This window comes from Mesorhizobium sp. M0244, assembly GCF_040321795.1.
Taxonomy (GTDB): Bacteria; Pseudomonadota; Alphaproteobacteria; order Rhizobiales; family Rhizobiaceae; genus Mesorhizobium.
In genome coordinates, this window is sequence record NZ_JAMYSE010000002.1 from 231,057 (window position 1) to 251,645 (window position 20,589).

20 protein-coding genes and 3 pseudogenes are annotated in these 20,589 nt (G+C 60.3%); 19 read left to right on the forward strand and 4 right to left on the reverse strand.

All coding sequences use genetic code 11. The features are described from left to right. Positions 1-184 precede the first annotated feature (184 nt). The 3 genes and pseudogenes from NKJ08_RS03405 to NKJ08_RS03415 form a co-directional block, all read left to right on the forward strand. A pseudogene (locus NKJ08_RS03405) lies at positions 185-340 on the forward strand (DUF736 family protein); the annotation flags it as partial. 185 nt (positions 341-525) lie between these two features. After that, on the forward strand, positions 526-2,964 hold the full coding sequence (locus NKJ08_RS03410) for a TOTE conflict system archaeo-eukaryotic primase domain-containing protein (RefSeq protein ID WP_352781271.1): 2,439 nt from the start codon (positions 526-528) through the stop codon (positions 2,962-2,964). A 258-nt stretch (positions 2,965-3,222) separates the two neighbouring features. Further along, positions 3,223-3,387: pseudogene (locus NKJ08_RS03415) on the forward strand (DUF736 domain-containing protein); the annotation flags it as partial. A gap of 88 nt (positions 3,388-3,475) precedes the next feature. On the opposite strand, the gene NKJ08_RS03420 reads toward NKJ08_RS03415, so the two are convergent. Further along, positions 3,476-4,009: a Ros/MucR family transcriptional regulator gene (locus NKJ08_RS03420; protein ID WP_352781273.1), complete on the reverse strand. Its 534-nt coding sequence runs from the start codon at positions 4,007-4,009 to the stop codon at positions 3,476-3,478. A gap of 409 nt (positions 4,010-4,418) precedes the next feature. Here NKJ08_RS03420 and NKJ08_RS03425 point away from each other — a divergent pair, with 409 nt between their 5' ends. Next, entirely contained in the window at positions 4,419-5,630 is a 1,212-nt protein-coding gene (locus NKJ08_RS03425; protein WP_502906298.1) for a DUF932 domain-containing protein, read from the forward strand. A 253-nt stretch (positions 5,631-5,883) separates the two neighbouring features. Here the strand turns inward: NKJ08_RS03425 and NKJ08_RS03430 are convergent, their stop codons facing one another. Then, positions 5,884-6,144: a helix-turn-helix domain-containing protein gene (locus tag NKJ08_RS03430; RefSeq protein WP_352781275.1), complete on the reverse strand. Its 261-nt coding sequence runs from the start codon at positions 6,142-6,144 to the stop codon at positions 5,884-5,886. Between the two features lie 115 nt (positions 6,145-6,259). Here NKJ08_RS03430 and NKJ08_RS03435 point away from each other — a divergent pair, with 115 nt between their 5' ends. From NKJ08_RS03435 to NKJ08_RS03480, 10 genes are all read left to right on the forward strand, one after another. Then, positions 6,260-6,538 carry a DNA -binding domain-containing protein gene (locus NKJ08_RS03435; protein ID WP_352781277.1) on the forward strand — a complete coding sequence of 93 codons (279 nt, stop codon included), beginning with the start codon at positions 6,260-6,262 and terminating at the stop codon, positions 6,536-6,538. Positions 6,539-6,678: 140 nt separating this feature from the next. After that, on the forward strand, positions 6,679-6,885 hold the full coding sequence (locus NKJ08_RS03440) for a transcriptional regulator domain-containing protein (RefSeq protein ID WP_352781278.1): 207 nt from the start codon (positions 6,679-6,681) through the stop codon (positions 6,883-6,885). 52 nt (positions 6,886-6,937) lie between these two features. Beyond that, on the forward strand, positions 6,938-7,471 hold the full coding sequence (locus tag NKJ08_RS03445; protein ID WP_352781280.1) for a DUF2285 domain-containing protein: 534 nt from the start codon (positions 6,938-6,940) through the stop codon (positions 7,469-7,471). 134 nt (positions 7,472-7,605) lie between these two features. Further along, positions 7,606-7,896 carry a helix-turn-helix transcriptional regulator gene (locus tag NKJ08_RS03450; RefSeq protein WP_064994699.1) on the forward strand — a complete coding sequence of 97 codons (291 nt, stop codon included), beginning with the start codon at positions 7,606-7,608 and terminating at the stop codon, positions 7,894-7,896. Positions 7,897-7,914: 18 nt separating this feature from the next. After that, complete coding sequence (locus tag NKJ08_RS03455; protein ID WP_352781282.1) at positions 7,915-8,799, forward strand: replication initiator protein A; 885 nt, start codon at positions 7,915-7,917, stop codon at positions 8,797-8,799. Positions 8,800-9,121: 322 nt separating this feature from the next. Then, positions 9,122-9,586, forward strand: a complete 465-nt coding sequence (locus NKJ08_RS03460) for a DUF2840 domain-containing protein (protein WP_352781284.1) — start codon at positions 9,122-9,124, stop codon at positions 9,584-9,586. Further along, positions 9,583-10,140: a S26 family signal peptidase gene (locus NKJ08_RS03465; RefSeq protein WP_352781286.1), complete on the forward strand. Its 558-nt coding sequence runs from the start codon at positions 9,583-9,585 to the stop codon at positions 10,138-10,140. The genes NKJ08_RS03460 and NKJ08_RS03465 overlap by 4 nt, the downstream gene beginning before the upstream one ends. 45 nt (positions 10,141-10,185) lie before the next feature. After that, positions 10,186-10,512, forward strand: a complete 327-nt coding sequence (locus NKJ08_RS03470) for a DUF736 domain-containing protein (RefSeq protein ID WP_352781288.1) — start codon at positions 10,186-10,188, stop codon at positions 10,510-10,512. 4 nt (positions 10,513-10,516) lie between these two features. Further along, positions 10,517-11,602 (forward strand): lytic transglycosylase domain-containing protein, encoded by a 1,086-nt coding sequence (locus tag NKJ08_RS03475; protein ID WP_502906299.1) that lies wholly within the window; start codon positions 10,517-10,519, stop codon positions 11,600-11,602. A 363-nt stretch (positions 11,603-11,965) separates the two neighbouring features. After that, on the forward strand, positions 11,966-14,083 hold the full coding sequence (locus NKJ08_RS03480; RefSeq protein ID WP_352781292.1) for a DUF3363 domain-containing protein: 2,118 nt from the start codon (positions 11,966-11,968) through the stop codon (positions 14,081-14,083). Positions 14,084-14,187: 104 nt separating this feature from the next. On the opposite strand, the gene NKJ08_RS03485 is transcribed toward NKJ08_RS03480, so the two are convergent. Beyond that, positions 14,188-14,472 carry a helix-turn-helix transcriptional regulator gene (locus NKJ08_RS03485; RefSeq protein WP_352781294.1) on the reverse strand — a complete coding sequence of 95 codons (285 nt, stop codon included), beginning with the start codon at positions 14,470-14,472 and terminating at the stop codon, positions 14,188-14,190. A 205-nt stretch (positions 14,473-14,677) separates the two neighbouring features. On the opposite strand from NKJ08_RS03485, the gene NKJ08_RS03490 reads away from it, so the two are divergent. After that, the gene (locus NKJ08_RS03490; protein WP_352781296.1) at positions 14,678-15,361 is read left to right on the forward strand and encodes a hypothetical protein; all 684 of its coding nucleotides are present in this window, start codon (positions 14,678-14,680) and stop codon (positions 15,359-15,361) included. A gap of 50 nt (positions 15,362-15,411) precedes the next feature. Further along, entirely contained in the window at positions 15,412-15,720 is a 309-nt protein-coding gene (locus tag NKJ08_RS03495) for a hypothetical protein (RefSeq protein WP_352781298.1), read from the forward strand. A 153-nt stretch (positions 15,721-15,873) separates the two neighbouring features. Here the strand turns inward: NKJ08_RS03495 and NKJ08_RS03500 are convergent, their stop codons facing one another. Continuing rightward, on the reverse strand, positions 15,874-16,173 hold the full coding sequence (locus tag NKJ08_RS03500) for a DUF1236 domain-containing protein (RefSeq protein ID WP_352781299.1): 300 nt from the start codon (positions 16,171-16,173) through the stop codon (positions 15,874-15,876). A gap of 714 nt (positions 16,174-16,887) precedes the next feature. Here NKJ08_RS03500 and NKJ08_RS03505 point away from each other — a divergent pair. The 3 genes and pseudogenes from NKJ08_RS03505 (at position 16,888) to NKJ08_RS03515 (ending at position 19,910) form a co-directional block, all read left to right on the forward strand. Continuing rightward, positions 16,888-17,679, forward strand: coding sequence for a transposase (locus NKJ08_RS03505; protein ID WP_502906300.1), 792 nt, complete (start codon positions 16,888-16,890; stop codon positions 17,677-17,679). 75 nt (positions 17,680-17,754) lie between these two features. Continuing rightward, positions 17,755-19,034: pseudogene (locus tag NKJ08_RS03510) on the forward strand (NRAMP family divalent metal transporter). A gap of 546 nt (positions 19,035-19,580) precedes the next feature. After that, positions 19,581-19,910 carry a VOC family protein gene (locus NKJ08_RS03515; RefSeq protein ID WP_352781311.1) on the forward strand — a complete coding sequence of 110 codons (330 nt, stop codon included), beginning with the start codon at positions 19,581-19,583 and terminating at the stop codon, positions 19,908-19,910. Positions 19,911-20,589: the final 679 nt, after the last annotated feature.

Genomic DNA, 20,589 nt, shown 5'->3' on the forward strand with positions numbered 1-20,589 from the left:
ACGACGTCGCTGCGTTTTCTTCCCCTGGCCGCTGCGCGTCCATTCCTCGCGATCCAAGAAAGCCTCGCGTCGCCGCCTTCCACTTCGTTGCAGCCCTCCGGGGTGCGGACCGATCGTCTCCGATCTCACGACCACCATCGAGGCCGCGATGGGCGCGGCCCGAAAGACAGAAGGAACCACCACAATGGCTACGATCGGCACTTTCTCCCGCACTGCGAACGGCTTCTCCGGCTCGGTCAAGACCCTCAACCTCAACGTCAAGACGGTAACGTTCTCTCCGGCCGATGGCGAAAATGAAAAGGGTCCCGACTTCCGCATCTTCGCCGGCGCCACCGATTATGCGTAGAGCGGGATTATGCGAAGTGTCGGTCGTTGAACGCCGGTTTCCCTATAGTCGCGGCGGAATCTGCTCCGCAAAATCCCACTTACAAACCCGCTGCAGGTCGCGCATTGCGCGTCTTAAGCCGAAGCCGTCTTTGATCTATGTTGGCCCGTGACATGAGCGTTGGGGCGTAGGATACGACTTTGGCGGACAAGGATGATGCTTCGGAGGAAATCGCGCGCATTCAGCTGCGGTTAGCTGATCTGGATGCAGAGCGCATTGCGCTTAAGCGCGAATTGGAAACGCTTGAGCAAAAGCTGATATCCGCTCGGCTTGCCGTCGAACGCCCCACTTTTGCCGATGCCCCTGTTACTAACAACTCGCCGTCGATCGAGAAAATCGAGTTGTTCCGCCGTCTGTTCGCCGGGCGTCCCGATGTTTTTCCCGTTCGATGGGAAAACAGGAAAGCAGGCCGCTCTGGATATTCTCCTGCATGTTCCAATGAGTGGGCGAAGGGGATCTGCGGCAAGCCGAAGGTGAAATGCGCAGAATGCCCGCATCAGGCTTTCATCTCGCCTTCCGAGGATATCATCGAGAAACATTTGCGCGGCGGCGACGCCCGTTCGGGGGACTTTGTCGCCGGGGTATATCCGTTGCTGCAAGATGAGACATGCTGGTTCCTCGCGGCCGACTTCGACAAGGAAAGCTGGGCCGATGACACGAGGGCATTGCTGGACATCTGTCATGCAAAAGGAATTGGCGCCGCCTTGGAGCGATCGCGATCGGGGAATGGCGGGCATGTTTGGGTATTCTTCGCTGAGCCCGTTCCGGCCAAGATCGCTCGGCAGTTAGGGGCTGCCCTGATCACGGAGACAATGGAGAAACGCCCCGAGATCGGCTTTGCATCCTATGATCGCTTCTTTCCCAATCAGGATACGATGCCGCTCGGCGGCTTTGGCAATCTGATCGCGCTTCCCCTGCAAAGGAAAGCCCGTGAGATCGGCAACAGCGTTTTTCTAGACAAAGACTTGCAGCCCTACGATGACCAATGGGCATACCTGTCGTCTCTGCCGAGATTATCGGCTGACGCGGTCTTCAGGATTGCCGACGAGGCTGAACTGTCAGGTAGGGTCTTGGGCGTTCGCATGCCGGTTGATGACGAACATGCCGACGAGCCGTGGAAGATGTCACCGTCACGTCGTAGCGAACCACGACGCATAGACGCTGCGATCCCGCAAAGCATCAGCATCGTTGTCGCCGACCAGGTTTACATTGACAGAGCGGAGCTTCCGCCGGCCTTGACCACGCAGTTCATTCGTCTGGCGGCTTTCCAGAACCCGGAATTTTATCGCGCGCAGGCGATGCGCTTGCCGACTTTTGGCAAGCCTCGGGTCGTGTCATGTGCCGAGCTTTATGCGCAGCATGTCGCTTTGCCCCGAGGCTGCCTCGACGAGGCGATCGATCTCGTCAAAAGCCACGGCGCCGTTGCCAATTTGGACGATCATCGCGAAATCGGCATGGCGTTGCCTGCGGACCTTTGCTTCCAAGGCGAACTGCGGCGACCGCAATCGAAGGCTTTCGATGCCCTTGTCGCCCACGACAACGGTGTGCTTGCCGCCACAACGGCTTTCGGCAAGACGGTTGTCGCCGCAGCCCTGATTGCGCATCGTGGCCGGAACACCCTGGTTCTCGTTCATCGTCGGGAACTGCTCACTCAATGGGTGGAGCGCCTGAGTTCCTTTTTGAACATAGACCCGAAACAGATCGGAACTATCGGAGGCGGGAAAAGAAAGCCGACTGGTGTCATCGATGTGGCGCTCATCCAGAGCCTGGTACGCCATGGGGAAGTCGCAGATATCGTTGCCGATTACGGTCACCTGATTGTCGATGAATGCCATCACCTATCCGCGGCAAGCTTCGAGCTCGTCGCTCGACGGTCGAAAGCGCGGTATGTCGTGGGTCTGTCCGCGACCGTTGCCCGAAAGGACGGGCATCATCCCATCATCTTCATGCAATGCGGCCCTGTTCGCCATCCGGTCGACGCAAGAGTTCAAGCCGCCGAACGTGGCATCCGCCACCGTGTGCGCGATCGTTCGACGAAATTTGAATTGCCGCCATGTTTGGCGTCGGCCGAACGTCCATCGATGCCCGCAATTTACGCGGCCCTTGCGCAAGACAGTGGTCGGAATGATCTGATCTTCGATGATGTGCTGAAATCGCTTGAGGCGAAGCGTTCACCAGTGGTGCTGACCGAGCGGAAAGACCATCTCGACTATCTTCAGCAGCGGTTCTCGCCATTCGTGAAAAATCTCGTGGTGCTGCGCGGCGGCATGTCTGCGGGCGATCGAAAGACGGCCAACGCGGCATTGCGCGTATCCGATGATCAGGAGCGCCTGATACTGGCGACAGGCCGCTATATCGGCGAAGGCTTCGATGACGCCCGGCTCGACACGCTGTTCCTGACGATGCCGATCGCCTGGAAGGGTACGTTGGCGCAGTATGTCGGCCGTCTGCATCGTCAGCATGATGGCAAAAGAGATGTCTTGGTCGTCGACTATGTCGATAACACTGTCCCCGTTCTGGCCAGGATGGCTGCGAAGCGTCGCGCGGGTTATCGCGCGCTGGGCTATATGATCGAATAGTGGCGCCCCGCTGTGGAGCGGGACGCCCTTGGCCGGTCATCGCGACCAGATGAGCTTGTGCTCGCCCTTGTCGCCCTGGACGAGGGAGGCGTAGACCGGCCAAGGGCGCTCCGCTCCACAGCGGGGCGCCCGGCTTCCACCCTCGGCATTATGCGGAGCGGAAACCGCCAGAACAGGCGGAAAACCAAGCCTCACAGGCCAATGCTCCACATAATCCCACGCTCAGCATAATCGGTGTTATGCGGTGCTCCGCATAAGGTCGAGTTCGGGGCGGCATGGAAGAAGACCTCGCGCGAGGGCCGTGACTACCACTCCGTCAAGCTCGACGATCCCAGCTTCCCCGCTCCGATCTATGCGAGCCTGGTCGAGACCGACACCGAGGGCGACTTCTCGCTCATCTGGTCCCGCCGCTCCGCAGAGTGATCCGACTTAACACGAAGCCCCGCCGCAAGGCGGGGCTTTACCATTTTCAGGTCCTACACAGCTTGGCACGTCCGCCAGGTGCAGCGCGCTAGCCCTTGGCCGGTGCCTTGCGCGTCTTCTTCAACGGCGACTTGATGGCTGCCGCAGTCGTCGTCGCTGCTGCCGCACGAGCAGCCCGTTTTGGTTTTTCCGCTGCGGCAGGAGTGGGCGCAGCCGGCTTGCGCCCGAGCCCTATTGATTTCGCCAGGGCCGAGCGGGTGGCCGCGTAGTTCGGCGCCACCATCGGATAGTCGGATGGCAGGTTCCATTTCTGGCGATAATCGTCGGGGCTCAGATTGTAATGAACTCCGATATGGCGCTTTAGCGATTTGAACTTCTTCCCGTCCTCCAGGCAGATGATGAAGTCTGGCGTCACCGACTTCCTCACCGATACTGCCGGTTCCTGCTTAGCCACAGGTTCCGTCACAGACGTGCCGAGCCCTTGCAGAGCGGCATGGATATCGCCGATCAGTTTCGGCAATTCGCCGACCGGCAGTGGATTGTTCGACACATAGGCGGCGACAATGTCGGCGGCTATCGACACGGTATCCGACTGGCTGAGTTGTTCGGGAGCAGCGGTCATACAGTTTTCCTCTTATTGTATCGGACGGAACTAACGAGTTTGATTCCCCATGCCGTCGACGACAAATAGTGATTTTCTGTGTAAAATCCACATCTCGTTCCAACATTATAAGAGTAAGCTTCGCTTTCATCGTTCTGATCGATTGCGAATAGTCTTGTCGATCCGTTGGGAAGCGAGGAGACTTTCCCCTCGCTTCCCCGCCAATGCCGCCTGTGCAGAGCAGGGCCGCGGGCTCGCAAAGCGGCCAACTGCAGTAATTGTCGCGATCAATTTCCATCCGCTCCGCTCGACCGTGCAACCCGGCTCCGCGCGCCGGCATTGGCCCCCATCACTCCCGCGCGCTCACGCGCCCCCGGAAGGCATGCCGGGAGACATGCCTTCGGCATCAACGGAAAAAGGAGTGAGCACAATGAACTTGACCCCCATCATGAACAGCGAGAGCAACACCCAGCAGCAGGCGATTTCCAGCGACTTTCGCGTGGATATCTCGCGCGGCGAGCGGATCGGACGAGTTTCTTCGGAATGGTTTTCACGTCCCGATGACGAGCGCTATCTGAGCCTTACCGAGCTATATGATGCCGTGAAACAGAGAGCGGACCGAGCAACTGCCCGCACCGTCGAGAGCCGCGCCGTACGCGTGGAAGCCACCCGCGACAATGCAGAGCGGCTTTCACTTATCGTCCCGGGACAGGAGCAGCCGATTGCGCCCACGCATTGGAGCTTCGGTCAGCTTTGCAGCCTTGTCAGCGCACCGGCAACCTATATGCGCCAGCTTCCTGCGCCTCTGGCAGGCATCAATTTGCAGCATGGCCTTTTCAGCCATCTGGCGGAGTTGATGAAAACCCTTGAGACGGAAGAGGGGCGCGTTGAACTTCGCGCGGTGACTGGCCCGGACTATGGCCGCATCTGGGATCACGAACTTGTCGCTGCGGTCATGAAGATCGCGGGCAACGGCACTGGTGACACTATGTGGAAGGTGCCGGGTGTTCTCGATTGGGCGACGATGACGCACAATCCATTTGTGAACATCACCAAGGACACAACCACACTTTACGCCAGCGACCGCGACGTCTTCCTGTTTCTGGTGGATGACACACACCCGATCGAAGCCGGACGCCTTCCGAATGGCGAACCGGATTTGTATTTCCGTGGCTTCTACTGCTGGAATTCGGAAGTCGGTTCGAAGACTCTGGGCATTGCGAGTTTCTATCTCCGCGCCGTCTGCATGAACCGCAATCTGTGGGGGGTGGAAGGCTTCGAGGAAATCAGCATCCGGCATTCGAAGTTTGCCGCACAGCGTTTTTCTCACGAGGCATCGCCCGCCCTTATGAGTTTCGCCAATTCCTCGCCGGCACCGTTTATCGCCGGGATCAAGGCCGCGCGTGAGAGGATCGTCGCCCGTAGCGACGAAGACCGCGAAAACTTCCTGCGCAAGCGCGGTTTCTCCAAGGGCGAAACAGGCAGGATCATCGAGGCGGTTTTGCAGGAGGAAGTCCGCCCTCCCGAGAGCATCTTCGATTTCGTACAGGGCATGACCGCGCATGCCCGCACCAAGGCGCATCAGGATAGCCGACTGGAGCTAGAAAGCAGGGCGAAGGCCTTATTGGAACGGGCGGCATGAGCATACGATAGGCCGCGCAGCGAACGTCTCGCCGCGCGGCCTATCAGGTCCGCCGTATCAACGAGACCGTCATAGCATAAGAATATCTAGCGACCAGATCAGCGGGGCTCGGCGCGTGCTGCCGTTTTTGAACACGGCGGCCGCTCGCCGGGCTCTGCCCGGCTCGCGATGCGACTGCTGCCGATTGAGCACGGCAACAAGAGAGTCGTTTTGGATTGCAGAGGTCTGATTTCGCCCTTGAGCAGATCGACTGCTAACGCTTTCTGGCGGGCATACTCGGAACTGTTGTCACCTCATCGAGAATGTCATGGGGATCGAATCCTATCGTTTCAGCGAGATCGAGGAACTCGATCACGTCCAAGCGCCGTCCTCCCGACTCTATGGCTGCGACTACTGATTGGTATCGATCGATTGCTTTTGCCAGGTCGGCTTGGCTCAAGCCTGAAGCTTTGCGCTTGTCCACGATCAATTGGATGAGTCGCAAATGTCTTGGCGACCGAAGTGTCTTTTGCATTCGCTGCCGGTCCTTGACGAAACCGACAGATCAATTAAATGGAAATCCAGATAACCAGAAAATCCGGTTATCTGGTGAATGCAGCCACTTGTGCTTCCACGACTTTTGGTGTGCCGTGCTTAAACCACTCCTCGATCCCGATGTCGCCGACGTTGCGCCGGATCCCCCGATCCTGACCGGCTATGATGAGGAGCGGCTGCTCACCTATATCCGCCTGCTCGACGCCGCGGCCGAAGATGCGGATTGGCGTGAGGTCGCCAAGATCGTCCTACACATCGATCCCGAGAAGGAGCCAGGGCGGGCGTTTAGGTCGTGGGAGACCCATCTTGCCCGGGCCCGCTGGATGACGACGAACGGCTATCGATATCTCCTAGCAGGCGGTGCGCCCCACTGACCGCAGCCTGTCATTCACCACGCTTTGCTGAATCAGCACAGCGGTTTGCCGACTCTCCAACTACCCAACGTTCGCATCGCCCTGGATGCTGACTGCACCGGCTACGGCCTGGTGCGGGCATCGGGAGAGGACTTGGCGCATTGCGAGGTGATTGGACCGATCCGGCAGCCTACGCGCACATGCAAGGCTATATGCCTGCAGAATTCGCTGCCGAGTATTTGGTAAGGAACGACGACTTCGTCGCCGAGTGCGGTCAGCTTTCGTCACATCTCCCAGGTTCCGTAGAACCTATTGGTCCGCCCGACTTCATCACTCGTTGGGGCGCGCGATTTCGCAGTCACCGGTGACGGGCTTCCGTTAGCTGAGAACATCGTCTGGACGGAACAGGCCTCGCCGCGCGTGCTGCGAGCCACACAAATCCGATCGTCAGTCAGCCCTTCGCATCAGACTGTCCAACTTTCCAGAGTCAGCAGCGCCGCCGTTTGGAAAGCAGACGAGCTTCATATTCTTTGGTCGGCATCGACCGGAACAAATAGTCTCGTCACTGACATCCGCAGCGGCGCGACCGAATTTAACGCCATCGTCCTGCCACTCGATGCGGCATTCGAGACACGGCTCGACGCAGCGCGCCGGTTCTGGCGGGCGCTGAACGGCCGACCATCAGGCTCGGCCTACGGTGCGCTGCCGAAGCAAGCGAAGACGAGGCACACTCTCAACCTGCGGGCTCATGACGCCCGTCGCGCAGGGGCCACCTACCGCGAGATTGCGGAGGTGCTTTTGTCACGAGAGTCGATCGCAGCTCGAGACTGGCGCGATCATCATCTCCGGCACAAGGTTCGGGCGATCCTGCGAAGGGCGGATCGTCTTGTAGCCGGCTGCTACCGCGACCTTCTCTTCTATCCACACAGCCGCGGCCGAAGATCCGATGGCTGACGCCTTCTTCGCTGGGGTAGCGAAAACACATCCCCCGATGTTTGCCCTCCCTCGCTTTTCCTCAATTCGACCATCGTCCGTTTCGCGCGTCCCGGCAGGCCAGGACGACAGCAAAACCGAACGGAGATCGAGCAATGTCGAAGGGTCCCGCGGACGCGCCCCAAAAATACCTGCGAACCAAGGAGGCGGCACCAATCGTCGGCCTTTGCGCTCGCACGCTGGAAAAGCACCGGACGTACGGCACCGGACCAAAATACCGCAAGGTCGGTGGTCGCGTCCTCTATGACATCGACGATCTGCACGCCTGGATTGAGCTTGGCGCACGCACCTCCACCAGCGATGCCAACGCGACCTTTGTTCCGCCTGCCAAGCCGCATGCCGCCCGCGCGCCGGCCTATGCCGGCCGGCGCGATCGCGTCTCCTGATTCTGCAGGGCAAGGAAGATGCAGCTTCGCTCGACCAATCAGGGGCAGCTTGATCTGTTTCACGCGCGCGCCAGTGTCATCACGCCACGCGACGCGCAGGATCTCATGTCATGGCCGTTCTTCTCGCTGGCCAAATCCCGCCGCGTGACACCGATCGACTTTCGCATGGGCGAGGTTTCGATCCGCGTCGAGGCGACGATCGAACATGGCATGGCGACGATCTGGGACGCCGACATCCTGATCTGGGCAGCCAGTCAGATTGTCGATGCACGTGACAAAGGCCTTCGCACGTCGCGTCTGATGGCGGCCACGCCGTATGAGATCCTTGCGTTCATCGAGCGTGGCGACTCCGCTCACTCCTACGACAGGCTGAAAGCCGCGCTCGACCGCCTGCAATCGACGACCGTCGCCACATCCATCCGCCAGTCTTCGGAACGGCGGCGGCATCGCTTCTCCTGGATCAACGAATGGAAAGAGCGGATGGACGGCAGCGGGCGCCCACTCGGCATCGAGCTCATCCTGCCGGACTGGTTCTATGCCGGCGTCATCGACGATGCACTTATTCTCACCATCGACCGCCAATATTTCGGGCTAACGGGCGGCCTGGAGCGCTGGCTTTACCGTCTCGTTCGCAAGCACGGTGGCCGCCAGACCTATGGTTGGAGCTTTGACCTCCGCCATCTCCACGTGAAGTCCGGCAGCCTGTCGCCCTTCAAGCGCTTTACCTTCGACCTGCGCGAGATCGTCCGTCGCCAGCCACTGCCGGGCTACCGGCTGGCACTCTCCGTCGATTCCGACGGTCGGTCACGCCTGAACTTCCAAACCAACCCGGTCGATCCATTCGCGAGCGCCAGCGCAACGCCGTGCGCGCCACGTGGCCGCACCACCAGGGCTGTGAAATGACTGTGGACAGGCCCGTGCTATCAGGAACCGCAACTCCCGTGCCATCGGGAACCGGATTCCCGTGCTATCAGGAACCGGAATCGGGCTTAAGTCATTGCAGCGATTGCCGAACCCGCTCCTCTAACGTTTCTAACTGTGAATCCTTCGGATTCTTTCTAACGGAAAGCGCTCATCCGCGAGGAGAATGTGGACGACAGCGGAGCCATGATCTTTCGGCCAAACCGAGAACGATCGACGCCCGTTTTTCTTCCCGAAGCACAGCTGTCTTCTTTGATCCTCGTGTCGCCATGCTGACTGCTGACCTCCGGTCCTCGGGGCCAGTATGAGCAATCTTACCTATGTCGAACTGGTGTGGCTGAAGAAGCGGATCGAGAACTATATTCGGTTCGGTAAGGTTGCTTCGAACAGGACTATCGACCGCAGTCGTCGTGTCGTCTCCTTCACACCCGGCAGCATCTTCGCCTTCGTTCGCTGGACCGCGAACGACTTCGGCACTGTCGCTTCCCGCATCGATATCCTACGCGCTGTTGCCACCGACAAGCGCTTCTCGACTGTCGCCTATGTGCGGCCTGGCGCCGACATCCTGCTTGCAGCTATCGGATGGCCGAACGTCGAGAAGGTGCTGAAGATCATCGACGCTATCGAAACGATCGGCATCGATCCCATTGATGTGTCGCCGGATTACTGGCGGCATGCCCACAGCCGGCTCGCCGCGCGCGAGACGCCCAGGCCCTACACCCGCCAGCGCCATGAGGCATGGCTTCTCCGCCGCCGAGTTGAGTCATGAGCACGCGCGCAACGATCATCGTCGCGATGTTCGGCGGCGCGGTCCTCGTCGCCGCGCCGGCATGGATCGACCATCGACCGAAGTTGATCTGGAACGCGTCAGCGAGCGTCCCGCTCGGGCTCTACCGCGTCGAGCCGGTCGACCGGATCGGCGTTGCTGACATCGCCGTCGTCGTGACGCCCAAACCGCTGGCGGATTTGCTTGCTCAACGCGAATACCTGCCGAACGGCGTGCCGCTGCTGAAGCATGTATTGGCACTCGGAGGCACGATGGTGTGCCGGCGAGGCGGCTCCATCATCGTCTATGGCGTGGCCTTTGGACGTGCGCTCGATCGTGACAGTCGTGGCCGGCCGCTGCCCGGCTGGCAGGGCTGCCGCATCATTGCTGATGACGAAGTTTTCCTCATGAACTGGGACGCGGCTGACAGTTTCGACGGCAGGTATTTCGGGCCACTTCCGCTCAGGTCGATCATCGGCCGCGCAGTCCCGATCTGGACCAACGACCGCACTTCTTCGGCGCCGGATGCCGACAAACCGGTCCCTGGCGAGCGGTGACACCTCCCACCAACTCTCACGAACGCTCATGAAAGGAGCAACACAATGGCCCAGATCGGCACCTTCACCCGCAACGATGACGGCTTCTTCGGCAACATCTCGACGCTGACGCTCGACGCGAAGCTTGCCATCCTGCCTTCCGAGAAATCGGACGCCGAAAACGCGCCAGACCATCGCGTCTTCTGCGAAGGCATGGAGATCGGCGCGGCATGGGATCGCACCGGCGAGAAGGCTGGCAACTATCTCTCGGTCTCCATCGATGATCCGTCCTTCACTCGGGCGATCCGCGCCAATCTGTTCCAGTCTGATGCCGAGAAAAGTATCTGGGCAATGCACTGGAGCCGGCAGTCGAAGCGCGACGAACGGGGCTGATCGGATGCTCCGATTGCGCCTCAGCGAACTTTCTGAGTCAAACCCTTTGATCGATTGGGCGCCGGTCAAACCCTTCGACCCGATCGCCCGTCAGGCGGCCGCCGCGCGCAGCGAAGGTCAAGGGCGGCTGGACGCTTGCCAATCGCTCAGGACGTTCACCACGCCGGAGTTTGTGGCAAGCGTGTTCGGCCGGCGAAGCCTTGCCCTTGACGGGAGCGAGCACGGTGGCAGGCTGCAGGCGCGTCGGGATCGTGGTGCTTGTGCTTTTATCTGCCGAGGCATTGCAGCACTGACTGCAAGCGTCATGCTCGCCCTCCCAGCGTCTGTCTGTGCAGAGTCTTCCGCGCATGGTGAGCGGCCGGCGCATTCCGGCAGCATCATTTCGTCCTCTGATCCCTGGTCGGCGTATATCCGGGAGGCTGCTAAACGCTTTACCATTTCCGAGCGGCTACTGCGCGCTGTGATGCATGTCGAGAGCGTTGGTGATGTTCATGCGGTGTCGAACAAAGGCGCAATGGGCTTGATGCAGATCATGCCGGCGACATGGGAAGAACTGCGCACCAGGTACCGCCTCGGTGACGATCCTTATCAGCCGCGAGACAACATTTTTGCAGGTGCAGCGTATCTGCGCGAGATGCTCGACCGCTTCGGCCGCAACGGCTTCCTCGCTGCTTACAATGCCGGTCCTGGGCGATACGAAGAGCATCTTGCTACCGGCCGACCGCTGCCGCGCGAGACGATCGACTACGTAAGGAAACTGGTGCCGCTGATCAACGGTTCGGTTCCCATTCCGATGCGCGCACGTCAAGGAGCGGGCGGGGCGAGCGCACTCGAAGCGGCGATTTTCGCGCAGGTCGTGAACACACGGAATAGCTCGGCTCCGCAGGGTGAGCGCGAGACTAATGTTCCCGTAGATACCGTCTTCACGTCGATCCGTTCACCCAGCGTGCGAGCACCGGTGGACAAAGTGGTCACCGATCTTACGGCGCTCGTACCGCAACCGGACGGCTCGCACAGTGAAGGCGCATCAGTTCCGAACCCCGCTATGCGTGGTCCGTTTGTGCAGACCTCCGCCACGACTCCACAATGATCTCAGCATTCCTGGTCAATCGCATTCCGACCTGCTCCGTCGCTGATATTGCGGCGGTGGGTTGGCCGTGAGCGAGGACGAAGAGGGATGGCAAGATAAAGCGAGCTGGCGCTCGCACTCGCTTTGCTCGTAAGTGTTTGTCTGCACATTGTTTTTTCGGACGCATGCGAATGCCAGGCGGCACCACGCGAGGTGCGAAGAGTGCCGGTTGGTCTGCCATCCTGTTGATCTGAAAAGCAAAGATGCGGTGCCGTTGCGATGTGCGATCCGCCGTTTTACGCCGCAGCAAGTCTTTGCGCTCCATAGCACGCTCAGCGCTCCGACTATCTTGAAGCGGGAAATCCGACTCCCGATGCTGTCGTCATGGCAGATGGTGACAGCGACAGATTCCAGGTTCGCACCGGCCGGACGCGACGCAGCAGTGTGCCGCTCAATTCGCGCACGCTGCCCTTCGTGCGCCAGGTCGAGATTGCCATCCGCAGGCAAGGCGGCAACCCCAATCGCATCGGGACAAGCAGCAGCGCCGGGAAGGGGAGTGGCCGCTTCAATGCCCGCGGCCGCGGCGGCAAGGTCGCTGCAGGGTTGCCAAAGGACGGCGGCGGGTGGCGGCAGGACGGCAACGGCGTCCGCTTCCGCTCGCGCCGCGTCGTAGTGAAGGCGCGCGTCGTCAAGCTGCCGGGACGAGGGAAGGCGAGCGGGCGCGGCCAAAAGTTCGTTACAACGAGCAAGGCGGTCGATGCGCATCTGCGCTATCTCCAGCGCGACGGTGTGACCAGGGACGGCGAGAAGGGCAAGGTGTACTCGGCCTTCGACGACGAGGCCGACGGCAAGGCCTTCGTCGAGCGCGGGCGCGGCGACCGGCATCAGTTCCGCTTCATCGTCGCGCCGGAGGATGCCGCCGGGATGGAAGACCTGCGCTCATTCACGCGCGATCTCATGCGGCAGATGGAAACCGACCTTAACACGCGCCTCGACTGGATCGCCGTCGACCACCACAACACCGGCCATCCGCACACCCACATCCTGGTGCGCGGCATCACCGATGACGGCAAGATCCTGAACATCGCCGGCGACTATATCGCCCATGGCATCCGCCATCGGGCAACCGAGCTGGTCGAACGGGAACTCGGGCTGCAAAGCGAGATCGAGGTCGCCCGCAAGCTGGCCAACGAGGTGGACTCCGAACGGCTGACCAGGCTCGACCGCATGCTGATTGACGAACAGCATGAGCACGATCTCGTCGACCTCCGTCCCAATGCCAGCGACAGCTACACCATTGCCAGCAACCGCTATCTGCTGATCGATCGCGCGAAGAGACTGGAACACTTCGGCCTGACGAGCGAGATCGAACCCGGCCGATGGATCGTCTCCGAGAGAGCCGAAAGCACGCTGCGGGCGCTCGGCGAGCGCAACGACATCATCAAGACCATGCACCGGGCGCTGGAGGAGCACGGTCTCGCCCAGGAGCGAGGCGCGTCGCAATATGTCATGCACCGGCGGACCATCACCGAACCGGTCGTCGGCCGTGTGCTCGCCAAGGGTCTTGCGGGTGATGAGATGAGCGACAAGCTGTCGCTCGTCATCGATGGCGTGGACGGGCGCACCCACTATGTCGAGACCGCGGATGCGGCAAAGCTCGACGACGTTCAGCGCGGCCATATCGTGGCGCTCGATCCGATCCTGCCGAAGCAGCAGCCAAGTGCGGCCGACCGCAACATCAGTGTCGTGGCGGGCGAGGATGGCATCTATCGCCCGAGCAAACACCTGGAGGCGATCCGTGAGACATTTTTGAAGCAGGGCAAGGACCCGGACGCCTTCGTCCGTTTCCATGTTCGCCGCCTCGAAGCGCTGCGACGGGCCGGCCACGTCGAACGCATCGACGAAGACCACTGGCGCATTCCGGAAAACTTGCCCGAGCGCGGCATCGCCTACGATGCGCGCAACCCCGGCAAGGACTTCTCCATCCGCGTGCTTTCGACGCTCGATCTCGACGCGCAGATCGGCAGCGACGGTGCCACCTGGCTCGACCGGGAGCTTACGGCCAAAATCCCGGCGCCGCTGTTCCGGTCAGGCTTCGGCGTCGACGTCGACAACGCTCTCGACAAACGCGCTGCCCAACTGGTCAGGATGGGTCATGCCGAACGCGACCCGACGAGCCGGACCATCACCTTCTCGCGCGACCTTGTTGCCACGCTGGAGCGCCAGGAGGTCGCGAGCGTCGGCAAAGAAATGGCCGCTGCGCGCGGCCTCACCTTCGCGCCCGTACAGCCCGGCAACCATGTCAGCGGCACGCTCCTCGGCCCGGTCAGTCTTGCCAGCGGGCGCTTCGCCATGCTGGACGATGGCATCGGTTTCCGGCTCGTGCCCTGGCAGCCCATGCTCAAGAAGCGCATCGGCCAGCACATCACCGGCGTCGTGCAAAGTAGCGGCGGCATCGAGTGGAGCTTCGGCAGAAAACGCGGACTGGGGGTTGGGATGTGAAGGTCGGTCGAGACAACGATGCAAAATGAGATGAGGGCACTAGTTCAGGCCTCGCGCGATGAACTGTGTCTGACCGCATGTGGATCGATAGGTGCGAACGCGGGTCACTCAGGCCTTTGGCGACCTCTGACAAGTCTCACTCCAGGTCCGCTACCGTTCTCGAGCATGAATTCTGTTCCCGCATCGGTCAACGCCTTGAGAATTTTCGCCGCGGTTCCAGGGCGCCCCCGGAGCGGACCGTCTTCGGCCTCCAGACGAGCTATGGTTGGCTCAGACACTGAAGAGTAGCGTGCCAGGTCCGCCTGCGACCACCCGAGCAACGCGCGTGCCGCTTTGATTTGGCGCGTACTAACCGTTTGCCGAAGTTTTGATAGTTTTTCTATTGACATCCGGTGTGCCTAATTGATATTTTTCCTATCAATTCCTCATCTCGCAGCGCGGGTATCAGCCAGCGCCGCGGGACGGAATTGGCCGCAGCAGGCATTGGTGCTCTTAGTTCCCAACGCTGCTTTGGCGCATGACGAGTGGCTGGACAGGATGTCCGCACATCCCCACCCAACCGACCACAACCCAAGCTTCTGAGGAGCTCGGATCATGGGTGATTCCGACAATACCACGACTCTGCCTTCCGTCACCCGCAGGCAAGTGCTTGCCGGAGGTATGATCACGTTCACCGCTTTGGGGATTGAGGACCGAGCACTTGCCGGCAACGCAGGCGCAACGAATACGTCTCCCGACCCAGCGCTGGTGCTCTGGCGCGAATGGGAGAGAGCCCACAAACAGACCGAGCGGCTTTGCCGCAGGCAGCAGCGCCTGGAGACGAGGCTGGTTGAGAGCGTCGGCTTTCCTTGTGCGACCGTCCGCCTGTCTGCAGGCGAGGACGTGACGGTCCACTCGATCGAGGCGCTCAATGAGGTGCTCGGCAACGGGCCGGATATGGCGGCTCTCCGCGAGAAGGCCGAGGCTGATCTAGCGGCGCACCAGGCGCACTGGGACTCGGCTGCAGGGGAGACCGGCTACACCGCAGCACTCAGGGCCGAGCGCGAGGCAGGCGACCGAGCGGAGCATCTGCTGGAAGCGTTCTCAACCACCCCCGCCACGACGCTCGCCGGTGTGGCGGGCAAGCTCGATGCCGTTTTGCGCGAGGGCGAAGCCTGGGAGGAATGCTCCGAATTCCCCTGGCCGCAAATCCGCTCGGCGCTCAGTGACCTGGTGCGCATCGCCCAGCAAATGATGCCGGAACAGTTCTTTGACGGCGAGCGCATGGCTCGGAACTAACATGGCCCGTCGCACGTATAGGAGGGTTTGGGTGTTGGAGGATAGCGTTCGTGGCAACCAGTGTTGTATTGCTCGTCGAGGACGAGGCGATGATCCTCTTGGACGTAAAGGGCGCGCTTGTTGAAGCCGGCTTTGACGTCGTCGCCGTTACCGATGCAACCAAGGCGCTGACTGAATTCGACCCTGATCCCGTCGCGGATCAATGCCCTCGTGACAGACATCAGACTTGGCACGGGTACCAACGGGTGGGAGATCGCGCGTCACATCAGGAGGGCCGTTCCGACAACGCCGATTATCTACCTGAGCGGGGATGGCGCTCTGGACTGGCATGCCGAGGCGGTGCCAGGCAGCATTTTTGATTGCAAAGCCGTTCGTGATGGCTCGGTCATCACAGCGCTGGCCATCTTACTCAACCAACAGATTCCCACCAGCACTAACCAGCCACTATGAAGGATGCTCTGCGAAGCCCCGCTGCTCGTTCAAGGTGCGGGGCTTCCCTCCCTCGCTTCACGTCATTCGATGACTTTGACGATCTTGCGAGTGCCTGGGTCAACAAGAACGGTCCGGTTGTCGATGACGACGTAGCGGTATTTGACATTGGGGACTTCGTGCAGCTCGACCGTGTCGGGCAGGGTTGAGCCGATATTGAGCTCCACCCCAAGGACTTTCACCGATGCGAGCGGCTGCTTTTTCACATACCCCCGGATGACCGTCTCCTGTTGCGGTTCGATGACCACGTCTTGCGCTGCAGCGGCGCCGACACCTGCCAGCAGCAGAAATCCTGCGGCTGCAGAGCAAAGATGCATTCCCATAGCTATCTCCGTCGTATCTGTGCGCCGGACAGCATCAGCCCGCGCCAACCACACCCAAACCAGAGATTGCCACAAACGTTCCTTGCTGGGGCTTTGGTCCCCGCTTGGCAGGGGCCTAAGTCTGATTGGTGTGCGCAATGGGCCGGGACATGGCGTCGCCAGGAACCGCGACTGGCCGTACCCGTTGCCCGCTGCAAGGTTACGGGAGAAGCACATGGAAAAGAGTGTTCACCAAGCCCGCTGGCTACTTGCACCGGTTTTCGCAGGATCCATCACGGTCCTGGCAATCGGAATGAACGTGAGCTGACATTCGAATTGGATGTTGAGGATAACCCCTACAGTTTCACCCGCCATCTGCGCAGCTAAGTCCCTTCCTGCGCTGGATTGGGTTCGCCCGCCACGCCCTCTTGTGTGTGGCGGGCGAACCCTTGGGGCTGCCAAAGCGCTACGCGAGCGAAAATGAAAACCGCTTAGCGCGCGGCGCGGCGGGCGATGGCGGGCGATCAAGCGTCGCACCAAGCTGGGCGCCTGGGGTATGCCCGGTGCGCGCAGATCGACAAATTAGTAGCCGTCCGACCGGGTTGCGTCTACCCAACCGCCGGGGCAAGATTTTCGCAGTTAATTGAGGCGTGAACGATGTTGGTCAAAGACCAGTCCAAAGAGGCCTTCTGAAGGAGTTGGAATGACGCACCGCTTCAAACCCGCTTTATACCCGTGCGATCTGGCTGTTTGCCAACGTGTATTCGATCAGGTCTGCAGCGATCAACATGTCGACCCCTCATCCTCGGATGCCGAGCATCTCGCGTTTCGCGTGTTGGCCGTCTTTCAAAAGGTTGCAGCCAACGAGGCTCGCCTACTCGAAATTGTCAGATCGAGGGGCTAAGGGACCATCCGCTGCGGGCGATACGGGAGATCGTGAACGCGGCTCTTGTGGAAATGGACGGCGGTTTTGCGGTGCTTTATCCGCCCGGGCTCGGCCGCCCGTCGATCGTGCCGGAACGGTTGCTGCGTGCGATGCTGTTGCAGGCCTTTCACGGCATTCGCTCGGAACGTCAATTGATGGAACGAATGGAGTTCGATCTCCTGTTCCGCTGGTTCGTGGGCTTGGCGTTGACGAGCCGGCCTGGGATCATTCGAGCTTCACCAAGAACCGGGATCGGCTGTTGGAAGGTGAGATCGCGGCAAAGTTTCTTCGCGGTGCTGGCGCAGCCAAGGCTGAAGCGGCTTTTGTCATCGGATCACTTCTCGGTGGACGGGACGCTGCTCGAAGCCTGGGCTTCGATCAAGAGCTTCCGCCGCAAGGACGGGGACGACAACGACCCGGATGGAGCGGGTCGCAACGCCGAGCGCGGCTTTCATAAGGAGAAGCGCTCCAACGACACACACCAGAGCACGAGCGACCCGCAGGCGCGGCTCTACAAGAAGGGCGACGGGCAGCCGGCGAAGCTCTGCTTATGCGCCGGCTCGGGTCCGGTTTTCTGCAAGTGGTATTATGGTCGGATGTAGCGGTGGAGCTTTTCCCTCATTTGCGAGTTGAAGGTCTGAGGTTTGGGACGTTTTGGGCTGGCGGGTGGTGTTCCCTTGAACGAAAAGACAGCGAAGCCGGTTGTCGGTCCATCGAAGCCAAGACTGCTCCGCGTGCTTGGCCCGGGGTTGATTACCGGAGCGTCCGATGACGATCCGAGTGGCATCGCCACGTATTCACAGGCAGGTGCACAGTTTGGGTTCGGGCTCACCTGGACGATGCTGTTCAGCTATCCATTGATGTCGGTAGTCCAGGAAATCAGTGCCCGCATCGGCCGCACCACCGGGCGCGGCATCGCCGGCAACATGCGGGTTTATTATCCGAATTGGCTGCTGCAAGCGGTTGTCTTCCTGCTATTCATCGCCAACACGATCAACGTCGGCGCTGACCTCGGCGCCATGTCCGATGCCCTGCGACTTATGGTGGGCGGCCCCTTACTGCTCTACGTCGTGCTGTTTGGCGCGGTCTCCGTCGTAGTCCAGATATTTATGGCGTACAGCCGATACGTGTCAGTCCTGAAGTGGATGACGCTCTCGTTATTCGCGTACTTCGGCACCGTGCTTGTCGTCGAAGTGCCCTGGGGCGATGTGGCCCGAGGGCTCGTCATTCCGAAATTCTCCGCCGATGCGCGGTTTTGGACTGCCGTAGTCGCGATTTTCGGCACCACCATCAGCCCTTACTTGTTCTTTGGCAGGCGTCGCAAGAGGTCGAGGATGAGAAGGCCAGGATTCGGCGCAAACCCCGGAAACAGGCTCCCGAACAGGCCGAAAATGCTATCGAGCGGATCCGGCTCGACACCTATGGGGGCATGGCGTTTTCCAACATAGTCGCCTTGGCAATTATGATTACGGCCGGCGCTACTTTACATGCCAAGGGGCTCACTGACATCCAATCGACCAGCCAGGCGGCGGAAGCCCTTCGGCCGGTGGCCGGCTCCTTCGCGTTCACGATCTTTGCGCTCGGGGTGATCGGCACGGGATTGCTCGCTATCCCGGTCTTGGCCGGTTCGGCCGCCTATGCGCTCGGCGAAGCGCGCAAGTGGCCTGTCGGGCTGGATCGAAAGCCGTTTGCGGCCAAGGCGTTCTACGCCACAATTGCTATGGCCACCCTGACTGGCGCGTGCCTGAATTTCACGCCTATCAATCCAATTAGGGCCCTGTACTGGAGCGCAGTGGTCAACGGTCTGGTTGCCGTGCCGGTCATGGCACTGATGATGTTGATGACGGCGCGTAAGGATGTCATGGGCACATCTACGGTGCCGCGTGCGATGCTAGTAATTGGCTGGCTTACGACCGCCATCATGGCGGCAGCGGCGGCCATGATGATTTCCAATTGATTGGATAGGCGGCACGCAGGCGAAGCTTCGTAAAATGCAGAATGGGCGGCCCGGCTGCTTTTGGGGGTGACCATCTGCCCGCCGGGCCTAACCGGCCTCTGGCGGAGAACCGGCTGACTAAATATGCGCCCAAGCTAATGGAAGAGCAAATCAAACCGGGGTGGAAGATTGACGGGCCGGTGGTCCCCCATCTAGCCCACGGCAGCCCTTCGCCTGTCACCACTTCGATTACGAGGACAAGATCCTCATGCATCTGCGTTAGCGCGTTGTAATGAGGCTGACCCACCCCGAAGGCCGTTCTTATGCTCCAAAATGAGCCGGTGAATCTGCTCCATATCCTCAAGGAATGCGGACGTATGGGTGATTTCCCAGGCCTCTTGCGTCTGCCGGCCATGTTGGCTCTCCGTTTTTGAGGGGATCGCCGCCAACGGGTGCAGGGGAACATATTCCTGTTGGCTCGCAAGTGAACTCTGGAATTTCGCTTCCCTATCGGAAAAACATTTGCACTCCCTTGATCGCTTCCCAGCCGTAGGTCGTGCCTGGACGGTGGACGGCTCCAACTTGGAGGGAACCTATCGGGGCCGCCTCGCCGATTTCGCGATCAAGCTCTGTCTGGCCAACAGCCCGAACATGAATTGGGAGGTCATTGAGCCGGTCAGAGGGCAATCGATCTACGCCGACTTCCTCGAGCGTCAGGGCGACGGAATCCAGCACCTCGCCTTCAACTGCAATGGCATCGAATATGAAGAGCGAATCCGGCAATTCGAGGACGGCGGTTACGAGGCGTATCCAGACCGGACTTATCTTCGGTGGCATCGACTTTCACTACTATTCCGCCGAAGACGATCTGCGCACGGTGGCGAAGGAGGGCGATGAAACGCCCACTGCAAGTGACAACCGACTCTCGCACCGCCGCTTAGACCTTCGGGTTAATCCGGATCAGTAACTGGATGCGATCCTCGGTCTAGTGCCTTGTACCTTGATCGATCTTGGTGCGGAATCTAGAGCGGGAGCGCGAAATCCGTCATTGCAGAGGCATCGATTCCGGCATCAAAGGCGATCGGCTGACCAATGACAGTTGGATTACGCTGATCGGAACCGCCGATCCAAACGTCGCCGGAAGGCCTATGTGCCGATGGCGTGGCGGGGACGACAACCTCGCATGCGAACGACTAGATGGGTTACACTTTCGGGCCCTTTGCAAGCAGAGCAAGGTGCCTTGGAAGGAGAACCAGGAGGCGGGGGGCCATTGCACGCGAGCGCTACTCGGCATTGTTAGGCTTCGCTTGCTCATTCGGAGCTCTCATGAGGTTCGGCACGAATACGAGAGAACATACGAAGGATATGGCTGGGCGAACCACCCGCTAACTGTTTTGTTGAAGAGACGACGTCCCTCCGGGCCCATCGCGTTTGTCTGAGTGATGCGACGCGGCGTTCTCAAATCGCTGCCGCCAATGAATGTCGGCATCGTTGGTTGCATGTCCGTGCAACCAACTTTGCTTGCTCAGAGTGAATGCACGCTACCAGCACAAGGGGCCTGGGTCCACTTGTGACC